This window comes from Streptomyces sp., from assembly GCF_031181555.1.
Classification (GTDB): domain Bacteria; phylum Actinomycetota; class Actinomycetes; order Streptomycetales; family Streptomycetaceae; genus Streptomyces; species Streptomyces fimbriatus.
In genome coordinates, this window is record NZ_JAPSKQ010000118.1 from 4,587 (window position 1) to 17,297 (window position 12,711).

9 protein-coding genes and 5 pseudogenes are annotated in these 12,711 nt (G+C 69.4%); 4 read left to right on the top strand and 10 right to left on the bottom strand.

Annotated features, from left to right (window positions below):
• Positions 1-602 precede the first annotated feature (602 nt).
• The 4 genes from RIM90_RS21830 to RIM90_RS21845 form a co-directional block, all read right to left on the bottom strand.
• Entirely contained in the window at positions 603-1,382 is a 780-nt protein-coding gene (locus RIM90_RS21830) for a hypothetical protein (RefSeq protein WP_309062436.1), read from the bottom strand.
• Positions 1,383-1,950: 568 nt separating this feature from the next.
• On the bottom strand, positions 1,951-3,099 hold the full coding sequence (locus tag RIM90_RS21835; RefSeq protein ID WP_309062437.1) for a cytochrome P450: 1,149 nt from the start codon (positions 3,097-3,099) through the stop codon (positions 1,951-1,953).
• 755 nt (positions 3,100-3,854) lie between these two features.
• Positions 3,855-4,490 carry a hypothetical protein gene (locus RIM90_RS21840; RefSeq protein WP_309062438.1) on the bottom strand — a complete coding sequence of 212 codons (636 nt, stop codon included), beginning with the start codon at positions 4,488-4,490 and terminating at the stop codon, positions 3,855-3,857.
• Positions 4,491-4,848: 358 nt separating this feature from the next.
• A complete protein-coding gene (locus tag RIM90_RS21845; protein WP_309062439.1) occupies positions 4,849-5,808 on the bottom strand; it encodes an AraC family transcriptional regulator in 960 nt (319 codons plus the stop codon).
• Positions 5,809-5,926: 118 nt separating this feature from the next.
• On the opposite strand from RIM90_RS21845, the gene RIM90_RS21850 reads away from it, so the two are divergent.
• Together RIM90_RS21850 and RIM90_RS21855 are read left to right on the top strand one after the other, a co-directional pair.
• A complete protein-coding gene (locus RIM90_RS21850; RefSeq protein WP_309062440.1) occupies positions 5,927-6,607 on the top strand; it encodes an NAD(P)H oxidoreductase in 681 nt (226 codons plus the stop codon).
• A gap of 252 nt (positions 6,608-6,859) precedes the next feature.
• Positions 6,860-7,213, top strand: a pseudogene (locus tag RIM90_RS21855) (transposase); the annotation flags it as partial.
• A gap of 273 nt (positions 7,214-7,486) precedes the next feature.
• On the opposite strand, the pseudogene RIM90_RS21860 reads toward RIM90_RS21855, so the two are convergent.
• Together RIM90_RS21860 and RIM90_RS21865 are read right to left on the bottom strand one after the other, a co-directional pair.
• Positions 7,487-7,702, bottom strand: a pseudogene (locus tag RIM90_RS21860) (nuclear transport factor 2 family protein); the annotation flags it as partial.
• A gap of 3 nt (positions 7,703-7,705) precedes the next feature.
• Positions 7,706-7,948 (bottom strand): annotated as a pseudogene (locus RIM90_RS21865) (IS6 family transposase); the annotation flags it as partial.
• Between the two features lie 1,250 nt (positions 7,949-9,198).
• On the opposite strand from RIM90_RS21865, the gene RIM90_RS21870 reads away from it, so the two are divergent.
• Positions 9,199-10,098, top strand: a complete 900-nt coding sequence (locus RIM90_RS21870) for a S1 family peptidase (RefSeq protein ID WP_375165515.1) — start codon at positions 9,199-9,201, stop codon at positions 10,096-10,098.
• A gap of 175 nt (positions 10,099-10,273) precedes the next feature.
• Here RIM90_RS21870 and RIM90_RS21875 read toward each other — a convergent pair whose 3' ends face one another.
• The 4 genes and pseudogenes from RIM90_RS21875 to RIM90_RS21890 form a co-directional block, all read right to left on the bottom strand.
• Positions 10,274-10,672 carry a DDE-type integrase/transposase/recombinase gene (locus RIM90_RS21875; protein ID WP_309062441.1) on the bottom strand — a complete coding sequence of 133 codons (399 nt, stop codon included), beginning with the start codon at positions 10,670-10,672 and terminating at the stop codon, positions 10,274-10,276.
• Positions 10,588-11,160, bottom strand: a complete 573-nt coding sequence (locus RIM90_RS21880) for an IS3 family transposase (RefSeq protein WP_309062447.1) — start codon at positions 11,158-11,160, stop codon at positions 10,588-10,590. The genes RIM90_RS21875 and RIM90_RS21880 overlap by 85 nt, the downstream gene beginning before the upstream one ends.
• Positions 11,161-11,165: 5 nt before the next feature.
• On the bottom strand, positions 11,166-11,477 hold the full coding sequence (locus RIM90_RS21885; RefSeq protein ID WP_309062442.1) for a transposase: 312 nt from the start codon (positions 11,475-11,477) through the stop codon (positions 11,166-11,168).
• Between the two features lie 68 nt (positions 11,478-11,545).
• A pseudogene (locus tag RIM90_RS21890) lies at positions 11,546-12,302 on the bottom strand (helix-turn-helix domain-containing protein); the annotation flags it as partial.
• A gap of 119 nt (positions 12,303-12,421) precedes the next feature.
• Here RIM90_RS21890 and RIM90_RS21895 point away from each other — a divergent pair.
• Positions 12,422-12,711, top strand: a pseudogene (locus tag RIM90_RS21895) (phytanoyl-CoA dioxygenase); the annotation flags it as partial.

The following is a 12,711-nucleotide window of genomic DNA, read 5'->3' on the forward strand; positions in this document are numbered from 1 at the left end:
GCTTGAGGGGTTTGCCGGTGATGGTGCTGGCGGCACGTTCTTCTTCTGCGGCGAAGGCGGGGAGGAGCGTCCGATCCTCTATGCCGGCTCCGAAGGAGGTGCGGCTCTGGTTGCCATCGGCCTGCACGAGCCTCCCTCGTCGATCGGTTGGCCGGTTTCTGCAGACGACCACGCCGACGTGTCCTTACGAAGCGATCGTGATTCGCTCATCCCAATGAGCGGCCGTGTCGTCGCGGGGCACTGGGCGGCCAATCAGTCAAAGCCACACCTACGGCATGAGCGCGCTAAAGCCACACCCAGGGCCCTGGGTCTCCCGATCGTACGAAGGACCGGAATCAACCCGCCGACAAGGTAAGGAGCGCGCTACTTGGCCAGACCGGCCAAGTAGCGCGCTGTGGATTCTGCGCCGCGCGCTTCGCTTGCCGGAAGCGGGCTTCGGAGCGGCGTCAGGTCAGTGAGCCCAGGAGATCGGACTTTACTTGAACACAGGAGTCCCAAACCCTGCGGCGCCGGCTACGGGTCAATGAGGTCATTGAGGTGCCCGGTCCTGCCGGTGCGGATGATGACGCTTTCGTGGGGGAGGCGATCCGCGCACGCGTCGCCTACCTGACGGCGACGTAATCCCCGGTCGACGACTTCGCCCCGGAGGTGGAGTTCCCGTAGTACGTCCACCGCCAGGTCCCCGACTCGGTGGCCTTCACCGTGGTTCTGAGCGACCCCGTACTACTCGACGTCACCTTCTTGACCGTCGTGTACGAGGAGGCACCCGCCGCCTTGAACTGCAGGCTCACCGTGCGGCCCGCGTACCCCTGGTACGTGTGGGTGTCCCAGTTCGCCCGTGTGACCCGCCCGGTCACGGTGATCGTCTTTCCTGCCGTGACCGGCTCGGGCGAGGCGTTGACGGTCACGCGTGTGGCCCGCTTGACCTGCAACGGGAGGTTCAGGCCGTCAGTGTCGTGGGCGTCACCGGCGAGAAAGACCCGCGCGGCAGTCTTCCAGGTGCCGGCGTCCTCGTTCCCGAAGTCATGGTTCCGCGGGTCGATGTACAGCCATTCCTTGAAGTCGCAGATTCCCTTCGCCTTGTCCACGACCTTGCAGTCACTGGTGATGACGGAGCTGTGCAGGGTGTCTCCCGTGTCGGGCTTTCCCCGGTAGGGGAACACCGTCGGCCCGTAGTCGTATTTGAGCGTGGTCGTCATCCGGAAGACCGCGGGCACCTCGACTTCCTCCTTGACCCCGATCACGATCGGCTTCCCGCCGTTCACCGCGACCCGGGAGAAGGAGACCCCGCCCTCCGCCGCCCCGGCCGGCACCGCCGCCACCCCTGTGAGCACGACCGCCGCTCCACCGGCCACTACCGCGCTCCACGTCGTCTTCCCCACCGACAAGCCCGTCCTTTCCTCTGCAGCCTGGACCGAGCGCGCGGGCGCACCGGTCAGAAGGATCATCCTCAGTAGCTGACTGTGGGACAGGGGAGGGCCGTACGCGGTTGTACACCGTGCGGCAACGATTTGATCACCACGGCATCAACCTGGCCAGGTTCATCGGGAGCGGTCCTGCTGCCCTGGTCACCGCGCCGGATCCCTGTCCTGCCTCCGGGGGGCAAACTCGGTGCCAAAGTGGCCAACTATCGGAAATGGGCTGGCAAAGACCGTGCCGAGGCAGTCAGGTTGTCACCAGGGAGGCAGGCCACTTGTCACAGATGCTCCATCAGCCACCTTCTTGTCGCCAGGCCGGGGCGCGACGCGCGACGCCTTGCCGCCGATGTTCGGCGAGCAGACCACGGCATGGATCCTGCACGCGGCGCCTTGATCGGCAGGGCAACTTTCGTCGTCTGGGACGGCCTTCCGGGGATCACAGACGGCCGCCGCCGCTGTCCGGGTGACCCCGCGGGCTACTGGCTTGTCGTACGAGCGACGTAAGACGCCAAGCTAAAGCGAGAGGCCCAGTTCAGCGCGCGGGTGTTGCGGCGGGGGTGAGGCGGGTCCAGCCGGCAGGCGGGGCCAGGAGCGTGCGGACGTGGGGCTTGCGGGTGTGCAGTCGCACGTGCCCCCGGTGGCTGTGAAGAATGAGGTGGCCGAGGTGTTCGAGTGCCTTGACGGCGAAGCCGTTCGCCGGGCACATGCCGTCGCCTTTGCCGAAGGGAAGGTAGGAGCGCCGCTGGTCGTCGGTCGGCTGCTCCCAGCGCGAGGGACGGAAGTCCAGTGGCCTGTCCCATACGGCCGCCGACCGGTGGATCGCGTGCGTGCCGATCAGGATGTGCTCGCCCTCGTGGACCCGGACGCCGGCAACCTCGTGGTCGGCGGCGGCCACCCGGATCAGGCGCCACGCGGTCGGATACAGGCGCAGCGCCTCCCTGACCAGCCGATGGACCTGTTCCTGCCGCACCGCCGGGGTGTCGTAGCCGTGCTGGATGCCGAGCATCACCACCCATTCGAGAGCCACACCGGTGAAGCCGACCGTGGACAGGACGAGACGTTGCAGCAGTTGTGCGCGATCGCCGGGGGACAGTTCACCGGGCAGGCCGAGTACCAGATCGACCAGGTCCTGCACGCCGCCTTCCCGCGCCGGCAGCCGGCCGAGTTGTTCGGCGAGCCCGGCCCGGACGGCGGGCACCGTACGGTGCGAGCGTCTCAGCACGTGGCCGACGATGTCGTCGGCGACGACGCTCGACGTCACGTAGGCGTCGACGAGCGCGTTGATTTCGGTATGACGCTGGTGCGCGATGACGGGGGCGAAGTACCGCCGGACCATTTCGACACCCCAGCGCTGGTGCCGCAGACGGCCACGGCCGTCACTCACCTCACCGAGGGCGGAGTCGAGGTCGAACGACGACGCGAGGTCGTGCCGGGCCAGGACCCTGAGTAGCTCGCGGGAGGCTTCGCTCCGGACCGCCTGGGGCAAGGGTTCCGGTCCCAAGCGATAGAACCCGGACTGGGACAGGTAGTTGCTGGACGAGTCGACCAGGACGTCCCGGGCCGCGTCGGCATCGGCTACGAAGAGGGTTCCGAAGCGGAGCCTGAACGGACCGTCGTGGTCCGCGGCCTGCTCCTCCCACCGCCGCAGGTGCGGCCACAGACTCTTCCTGTCCAGGAACACGGGTCGTCCACCCATCTGACGGAGGACAGGACGCGCGGTGGCTCGACCGCTCGTCCCATCCCTCTACGGAGAGCACGTCAGGCGTTGTGCCCGTACCTGTCGCCGTACTGGTTGCGACGCGTGCGCGCCTCACCGCTGAGCGCCCGAAGGCTTCTGATGATCCATGACATCGCGGCTGCCCTCCCTTGCCGGTCAGAGTCGTGCCTGTTCCGGCTGCCGAGCGTCAGTCCTGCTGCCCGTAGCCGACGAAGTACCCGTGCCACCGCGCACGCATCTCACCGCTGAGCGCCCGAAGGCTGCTGGTCACCCACGACATGTCGTCCTCCTTGCCGGTCGATGCTTTAGGGTCCTACGACCCGATACGGCATCTCGCCGTCTGCTGCCGCTCTCGCCGTGCGTGGCCGATTCACCGGTGAACCGGCCGACCGCGAGGGCACCAATTAGTCCGTGACGCTACTCCCACTGCAGAACCGGGTGAACCGCCGGAACCGGCCAAAGACGGTGGTGCGACCGGGCGGCACAGCCGCGCTATGACCGGCCCTCTGCCAACACCCACGGGCCTCCGGCCCGTCGTCACCAGGGGCCAGCGGGTGCGTTCACGACCCCAGGCAGGACATGACGCGCTTGATGCGGGTAGTCCTCCAGGCCGTAGGACGAGAGGTCCTCAGCGCCGGTGACAACAAGTCCGCCGATGTGACAACTGTCGTGCTTCGGCTCAACAACTGGTCCAGGGTTCGCGCGGTGTGCGGTGGCGCTCACAGCTCGAACTCCAGGTGCTCGATGTCGGTGAAGCGGACCTCCTCCAGCTGGCCGGCGCGGCGGCCGTTGTCCTGGAAGTAGACCTCCTTGAGCGCTTCGGCGGCGATCCGCTGGAGCTGCTGGTCGCTGGCGCCGGCTTCCTGGGCGTCGAAGAGGCGGGCTGCGTGCTGCGGCGGCAGGGCGACGGTCAGGTGCCGGATGCGGTTCTGGTTTGTCGACCCGATCGGCGCGGTGTAGCCGAGGCGGGCGCGGGTGCCGATGACGATGCCGTCGGTGGTCACCGTCCTCTGCCTCGAGGTGAAGCGCTTCTGGCAACCGGGGAGTTCCAGCACGCGGATCTCGTCCGGATCCCCGAGGGCGATCCACGACCCGTTGCCGGCCAGACCGAGCCGGTGGATCTCATGCGGCTGTCCGGGCAGCTGAGCACGTCGCCCGCCGGAACTCGGGTCCCACCGGGAGACTTGGTCCCTGCGTTCATACGGACTCTCGGGGACGGTGAGCCGCGACCAGCCGTCATCACCCGTGGTAATGCTCACGAGGCCCGCGCGATCGAGGCGCTGGAGCAGGCTCAGGACGAGGGCGTCCTGCCCGGATTCGTCGGCTCGGCGCCCTATCTCCTTGGCGTCGCGCACGTACAACTCGACGCCTGGAGGGATGGCCGCAAGGCGCCGGGCGTCCACGGGCGGCCCGGCATCGAGGCCGAGCTTTGCCGGTGCCGCGCCAAGGGAGCCGTCACCCCAGTTCTGGTGACCTGTTCGTTCTCGAACTCCCGGGCCTTGCGCTCGTCGGCCCGCCGCATGTACCGACGCAGCCGCCAGTCGTCGCAGACCGCCCGCGGTTGTTCTCGTCCCTCGGCGCCCTCCTCCTGCCCGCTCCCATCCGACGCTCAGTCAAGCATTCCGAGCCTCGGCGGGCTCCTTGCGCAACTCCGGTCAGCCGCTGCAGGTAGGTACGCGCGGTGATCGTGTTCCTCGCCTACCGCGCCGCCGGTCACCTCGACGTGAGAGAACCCGAGCCTGCCGCGGCCGCTGCGGCGCGGTAGGCGCTGGGGCTCAGGCCCTTGTGGCGTTTGAACGCGGCGCTGAAGCCGAAAGGGTCGGCATAGCCGACGGACCTGGCGATCTGGGCGATGCCGAGGTCGGTGTCGGACAGCAGCGTCTCGGCCTCGTCCATGCGGCATTCGGTGAGGTAGGCGAGGGGCGGGCGGCCCATCAGCCGGGTGAAGCGCTTGGCGAACAGCGCCCGGGAGACGCCGGCCCGAGCGGCCAGGGAGGCCACCGTCCAGGGTTCGGCGGGCCGGTCGTGGAAGGACTGCAGGGCGGGCGCGAGGACCGGGTCGGCGAGGCCCCGGTACCAGCTGGGCGCGTCGGCGCCCGCCTTGTCGAACCAGGTGCGCAGGGTGCACACCAGGGCCCAGTCGAGGAGCCGGTCCATCAACGCCTGCGAACCGGCCGAGTGATGGGCGGCGTCGGCGGCGGCCGTCTCCAGCCAGGCACAGACCTCGGCGTCCTCCTCGACCACCAGGACGGGCGGCAGGGCACGCAGGAGCCGCTCGTGGCGGTGGCCCGAGGCGCGGTAGGCGCCCACGATCAGCGCGGTCGCCTCCTCCGAGTCGGTGCCCCAGTGGATACCGCCGAGTTCCTGGGCGCTGCACTCGGTGCTCTCGGTGAAACAGGCGATTTCGTACGCGGCGTGGGAGCTGTGCACGGTGGCGGGGTGGTCCACGAGGTGGAACGGTTCGGGTCCGCGCACGATGGCGGTGTCACCCGCGCCGATCGCTCGTTCCGTTCCGTCGGGCAGCAGCAGGGTGCCCCCGCCCCGCAGCACGCTGATCATGATGAGCGGCGCGGCGTCGGCGAAGCGGATGGTCCAGGGCACCGTCAGTACGGCGTGGCTGACGACCGACCCCTCGGCCCGGATGCCGCTCAGCAGCGAACTCAAAGGATCCATGGAAAGACACCGTAGACGATCTCCTATATTCCGGAGCGTTTCTCCCATGGATCATCTACGTCGTCGCGGCTGTACTGGACTCGTTCATCGGACCGACCGAGACCAGCCGGGAGACACCGTGACGCAGCACGACAGCCGTGCCAGGACAGCCCTCGTCGTCGTCGCACACCACCGCACCGATTCCCTCACCGCGCACACGGCCCGCCGTGCCGCCGCCCGGCTCGAAGCCGCCGGCTACCGCGTCGACCTGCTCGACCTGCACGCCGAGGGCTTTGACCCTCGGATGAACGTGGCGGACCAGCCGGACTGGGGCGACCGGGAGAAGAGGTACTCGGACGAAGTGCACGCCCACATGCAGCGCCTCCTCGACGCCGATGCCGTCGTCGCCGTCTTCCCGGTGTACTGGCAGAGCGTGCCCGCCATCCTCAAGGGCTGGATCGACCGCGTATGGAACTACGGGTTCGCCTACGGCCGCAGCAAGCCCCGCCTCGCCGGCAAGCGCATCCTGTGGCTGGGCCTGGCCGGTGCCACTGCCGACGATCCCGTCGTGGAGGGAATGCAGACCGTCCTCGAGACCAACCTGAGCGAGGGCATCGCCTATTACTGCGGTTTCTCCCGCTCCACCGTCGGCCTGCTCACCGACGCGGAGGAACGCCCTCAGCGCGTCGACGCCGAAGGCAATCTCCTGGTCGGCGACGCGGTCACGGGCGCCGAGCGGGAGGCGCAGTACGCGGCGTTCGACCGTCGTGCACGGGAGTTCGTGGAGAAGTTCGTCGCCGAGGAACTCGTGGCGGCCTGACCGCCATACGTACGTGAGCGAGGAGCGTTCGGCTTTCGGACCGGCATGGGTCCACGGCGAAGCTGCGCATGTCCTCGCTGCATGGCGAGCGTCTTCTTCCGCTCCCCCCCCCGCTCGCCGGTGTCGCCCCTCAGCATGGCGGTCATTCCCGCCCGCCCAGGCCGGAACCCGATCAGGAACACGGCCGGGCACCGGACCTCCCCAGCGGCCGGCGGCCGGTTTTGGTGCCAGCGGTGCCGGATGCCTTCCGGTGGGCATCCGGCCGGACCGTCGCCGGTCGACCGCGCCCGCCGGGGAAGCAAGCACCACCTGATCACCGACCGGCACGGCACACCCCTTGCGGTGTCCCTGACCGGCGGAAACCGTCACGACGTCACACAGCCGATGCCTCTACTGGACGCGATCCCGCACATCCGCGGGACCCGCGGCCGGCCTCGTCACCGGCCCATGCGTCTGTTCGCCGACCGGGGCTACGACTACGACACGTACCGCCGCCTCATCCGGGCCCGGGGCATCACGCCGAAGATCGCCCGCAAAGGCACCACCCACGGATCCGGCCTGGGCAAGACCCGCTGGGTCGGCGAGCGCACCTTCGCCTGGCTCCACTGTCGGTGACGAATACCGCGCCAGGAGCGTAGGGTGCCACCTGCTCCACGCATCGGCGGAATGCGGCCAACCGGTCTTGCCGCTCGCCCGGCCGCGGTTGCCCTGTGCTCGGAAGCATCGCGCGTACCGACGGCTGCACTGAGCTGATCGCCAGTCCGGCCTTCACCGTCCGGTCCAGCTGCGCGGAGGCGCGGTCCGGGTCCAGCTTGTCCTGGCAGACCTCGATCACCTTGATCCCGGCCTTTGCGCAGTGGGCCACGTCCTCCTCACAGGATCTCCCGTCATGAGGAAGAACTGAGTCATTCCCTTGTGCCCACGCCAAGTGCCTCCATAGGGCAGAGAATCTGCTTGATGCAGCTCGACATCCGGCGCAAAGAAGGGGGCGAGCAGATCGAACGAAGCCTCGCCAGGGCCTCCCGCCGCCAGGTACTCCGCCTCAGCCGCGTACATGCCGGTGAGAACTGTTGCTGACTCCGTAGTGGATGACATCAGCCGGCGGCGCAGTTCGTTCGCGTAGGCCTGCCCGAACTTGGCGCACCAGCGGCGGACCGTTTCATAGGAGACGATCACACCGCGCTGCAGCATCAGCTCCTCCACCTCGCGGAAGCTGAGCGGGAAGCGGAAGTACCGCCACATGCAGTGGGAGATCACCTCGACCGGGTACCGATGCCCCTGGTACGACGGCGCACTGTCCACGGACGGCGCCCCCTCCACCATGACCAATCCAAAGATCATGCCACCCAGTCAGCCAACGTGACAGCACCCCTCCACCTGCCTTCAGCACGCTCGTGCAGGCTCGATCCGTTCCGCGCTATGCAGCCGACGGTGCGGGCGGTACGGCTGTGCGAAACGCCAGCCAGGAGGCGCACCACTGGCTCCCACACCGCGAAGTGACTGATCGACGGCAACGGCAACAGCTCATCCCTCATGGGCGGACCGTAGGCGGCGCCACTGGCATCGGGGCGTGGGGTCGGGGCCGGTCGTGGGCCGCTCCCGCCGGAGGCCGCGCGTCGTCCGGCGCGGGCTGGGCGGACACCGCACGGCACCGGCCGCGGTGGTCGCCGGGCTCGCCGGCGCCCCGGCCACACAGGCCGCTCACACGACGCAGACGACGACAACGGCCTCCGCCGCTCCCTCACTCCCGCCCCGCCCGCGGTGAGCAGTGCGCTGTGCCCGTGGTGCGGCTGCTCGGTCCGGCGTGCGGAGTGCGTCTGGCAGGGGACGCCGCGGGTGTTCGCCCGAGATCAGAGGGGGCCCGGTGGCTGGAGAGGCCGGGCGCCGAACGGCATCGTGAAAACGCTTTCGACCGACGGTGTCGAACCGGCCACCGGTCCTGGGCGCCGCAAGGGGCAATCCGCCCATACGGGCTCGGCCTCAGGAAAGTCGCCGGGAGCATTCCCGCCGCAACGCGCGCGGGACGGCGCGGCCTTCCTCCCGTCCCGGCGCCGATGACGGACGGGGGACGCGGCATGGACCCGGCCTCCCCCGTCACATCACACGGCATACCGGAATACTCCACTTGATCTTTACGAATCGGCCATGATTTCCGGCGGCCCGGCGCGGCCGCACCGCCCGCCCGGGGCCGGCGGCGACCTGAGCAGCCGCGCCGCCGTGCGGAGTCGGCGGCGCCGGAGAGTTCGGTGCGCCGCGATGAATGGCGCGTTGTCCACCGGTCGCCGCACCCCCGGGACCTTGCCGGAATCCGGGGCGACCGACGGGCCATCACCCAATGGCCCGTCAGTTTCCCGTCGTCTCACCCTGCGGACGGGATCCCGCAAGAGCCCTTCCTTGCCAACCGGCTTGCGCGCCCGGGGGCTCTCGCCGAAGCGTCCGAAAGCCGCGCTTGTTGACAGGGGCATATCACGGCGAAGGTTCAACCACCGATGCGGCACCTCCAGGACGCCCGCACTGTCCGCAGGACTGCCGCAGACGTGAACCGAGGGCCCGGACATCCAACGGACCCACGACCCCTCACCGGAGGACAAGTGAAGATCAAGACGTTCCTGTCGTCGGGCGCCTCCCGAAGAGCCCGTGCCGCCACCGTCGTCGCCGCCCTGGCGACCGTGTCCGCGCTCGTGACTCCCACCGCCATGGCGTCGGCGTCCGCGGACGCGAAGCCCACCGCGGCCCAGCTCGCCCGGGTCGGCGACGCGGTGCTCACCGCCGACGTCGGCGGCACGGCCTGGTACACCGACAAGGCGTCGGGCAAGGTCGTCGTCACCGCCGACAGCACGGTCTCGGCGGCGGAGATCAACAAAATCAGGAAGGCGGCCGGCGCGCAGTCCGGGGCGCTGCAGATCAATCGCACCCCGGGCAAGTTCAGCCGTCTGATCGCTGGCGGGGAGGCCATCACCTCCTCCGGCGCCCGCTGCTCCCTCGGCTTCAACGTCCGCAACTCCGCGGGCACGAACTTCGCGCTCACCGCCGGACACTGCACCAGCGGCCGGTCCAGCTGGAGCATCGGCACCGCGGTGCCGGGCCAGACCGTCTTCCCGACCTACGACCACGGGGTCATCCAGCACTCCAACCCCGCCGCATCCGACGGCCGCGTGTACCTGTACAACGGCACGTACCGCGACATCGTCAACGCCGGCAGCCCGACCGTCGGGACGCGCATCGAGCGCTCCGGCAGCACCACGGGTTACCGCACCGGCAGCGTCACCGGCCTGAACGCCACCGTCAACTACGGCAACGGCCAGCTGGTCTACAACACGATCCAGACCAACGCCTGCGCCCAGCCCGGCGACAGCGGCGGCCCGCTCTTCGCCGGCAACACCGCCTACGGCCTGCTCTCCGGAGGCAGCGGCAACTGCACCACCGGCGGCACCACGTTCTACGAGCCGGTCACCCGGCCGCTGAGCCTGTACGGCCTCAGCGTCTTCTAGCCCCGCAGCAGTACCGCGTCACAGGCAGGCCCCGGAGGCCGCCGGCCGTCGCCGGCGGCCTCCGGTCCGTGCAGGGCCCCGCCCGGACGCCGCCGGCCCGCCTGGCCGGGCCGGCGGTACCAACCGCGCAGGGACTCGGAGCTGAAGTTTCCTCGTGATCTCGGGCACGGTGTTGTTATGCCGCGAGGGCCTGATCTTGGCGATAGCGCAGGCGCGTCTCGCGGGGGGTGAGGCAGCCCCAGTGGATGTGTTTGCGCAGGCGGCTTCTGCTGTAGAAGGTCTCGATGAAGTTGAAGATGTCGGCGCGGGCGGTGGCCCGGTCGGGCCAGAAGCGGGTGCCGATCTCTTCTTTGAGGACGGCCCAGAAGCTCTCCGCGGCGGCGTTGTCGAAGCAGCTCCCGGTCCTGCCCATGCTTTGCCGGTGCCCCAACTCGCCGATTCTGGTGCGGAGTTGATCGGAGGTGTATTCCGATCCGCGGTCGCTGTGGATCACGCACCCCGGTTCCAGGCGGCCCAGCGCAGCGGCCATGTCCAGGGCGTCGACGACGAGTTCGGCGCGGTGGTGGTCGGCCATCGAGTACCCGATGACCTCGCGCGTGGCCAGGTCCAGCCGGAGGCGAGGTAGAGCCAGCCCCCGGCGGTGGGGAGGTAGGTGATGTCCCCGACGATCTTCGTTCCGGGGCGGGTGGCGGTGAAGTCCCGGCCGATCAGGTCCGGCGACGGGGCCGCCTTGGTATCGGCCCTGGTCAGGCTGCGGCGGCCGGTGCGCCGGCTGTTCCCGGCGATGCCGTGTTCCCGCATGACCCGTGCCACCCGCTTGCGGTTGACCAGCCGGTCCTGTCGGCGCAGTTCGGCGGTGACGCGCGGGACGCCGTAGTTCCGCCGGGATGCGAGGTGGATCACCGTGATCTCGTGGGCCAGGGCCTCATCCGCCCGTCGCCTTGCTTTGCGGGCTTCCCGTCCGGCCACCCACGCGTAGTACGTGGAGCGGGCGGTCTTCATCACCTTGCACAGCAGCGTGACCGGGTAGTTCGCCTTCTCCGCGTGGATGAACCGGCACATCGCGCTCACCGGTCGCTCTCCTTCGCGAAGAAGGCGGTCGCTTCTTTCAGGATCTCGATGGTCTTCGCCTGCTCAGCGGTCAGCTTCCGCAGCCGCTTCAGCTCCTCGTCCCGAGCGTCGCCACCCGGCCCCGACGGCCCGGCACCGGGCTCGGTCTCTTGGGCGGAGCGGTCCTTCTTCACCCATCCCCGCAGGGACTCCGAACTGATCCCGAGCTCCCGGGCGACCTCGGTCACCGTCCGGCCCGACGACCGTACGAGCTCGATCGCGTCCCGCTTGTACTCGTCCGAGTACCGCTTCGTGTACTTGCTTCCCACCTGGCACTGCTTCCTCTGGAACCTCAGATCCCAGTCTCCAGGTGTCCACGATCAAGGGGAAGCTTCAGGTTCGATGGGAACCACTCGGTGAACACATCCCGCCCCAGCGCCTGGATCGCCTCCGGCGCCGGCCCCGAGGTGGTGAAGACTGCCCCTGTCCCGGTCGGCACGGGCAGCGTGGCCATGCCCTCCGGCGCGGACGCCGAGGTGACGACCCCGTGGTAGTAGTCGAGGCCGGTGCCCTCCGCCCGGCTGGGATCAAGATCGTCACAGACCGCGAGGGTGCCGCGCGGCTCCTGGTCGGACAGCTTCTCCAGCAGTTCCTTTGCCTGGTCGCTGATCCCGCGGACGAAATCGATGATCGCCTGGTTCGGCCCCGAGTGCACGAGCGGGACCCGGGCCTTCGCCCCGACGACGCTGAACTCCGGCTTGTGCACGACGCGGTAGCGCATGCTGCTGCTCCCGTCGACGATGAGGCGGAAGGTCATCCGGGGCTGGGAGCTGAGCGCCGCGCCGGTGCGCCGTGCCTCGCCGGGGCCGACGCCGTGCACCGCGCGGAACGCCCGCGCGAATGCCTCGCCCGAGCCGTATCCGTACCGCACCGCGATCTCCAGCAGCGTCCGCTCACCGGCCAATACCTCCGCGCCCGCGACGGTCAGCCGCCGGCGCCTGACGTATTCCGACAGCGACATCCCGGCGAGCGCCGAGAACATCCGCCGCAGGTGGTACTCCGAGGTGGCCGCGACCCGCGCCAGCTCGCCTACGTCGACGGAGCTGTCAAGCTGCCGCTCTGCGCTCCATGGCCTGATTGAGCCGCTCCAGCACGCTCGCCTCCAAGATCCCGACCATCGATTCAATCAGACGCGACCCTGCACGCCGCACCCGAGAAAAGCGGTGCGGCAAGTGTCGGGTGACCGGGACGGGCGGCGCCGCACGATGGCGGCATGGACGACACGACCTTGGTGACCCGCTTCCTCCGCGACGGCTTCGTCAAACTGGAGGGCGCCGTTGCGCCCCGCGTGGCCGCGAGCTGCGCGCGGCTGCTGTGGCGGGAGACGGGCTGCGACCCGGACGACCCGGAGACGTGGACGCAGCCCGTGCACTGGGTCGGCGGGATGGCACAGGGGCCGTTCGCCGCCGCACCCAATTCCCCGGCCCTGCACCGGGCGTACGACCTGCTGGTCGGCGCCGGGCGCTGGGAGCCGCGCTACTCGCTCGGCACCTTCCCGCTGCG

What these genes read in the sequence shown, in the direction of transcription:
- RIM90_RS21880 (WP_309062447.1), bottom strand. Translation starts at nt 11,160, where the DNA reads ATGTGCCGGTTCATCCACGCGGAGAAGGCGAACTACCCGGTCACGCTG.
- RIM90_RS21875 (WP_309062441.1), bottom strand. Translation starts at nt 10,672, where the DNA reads ATGGCCGACCACCACCGCGCCGAACTCGTCGTCGACGCCCTGGACATG.
- RIM90_RS21845 (WP_309062439.1), bottom strand. Translation starts at nt 5,808, where the DNA reads ATGGATCCTTTGAGTTCGCTGCTGAGCGGCATCCGGGCCGAGGGGTCG.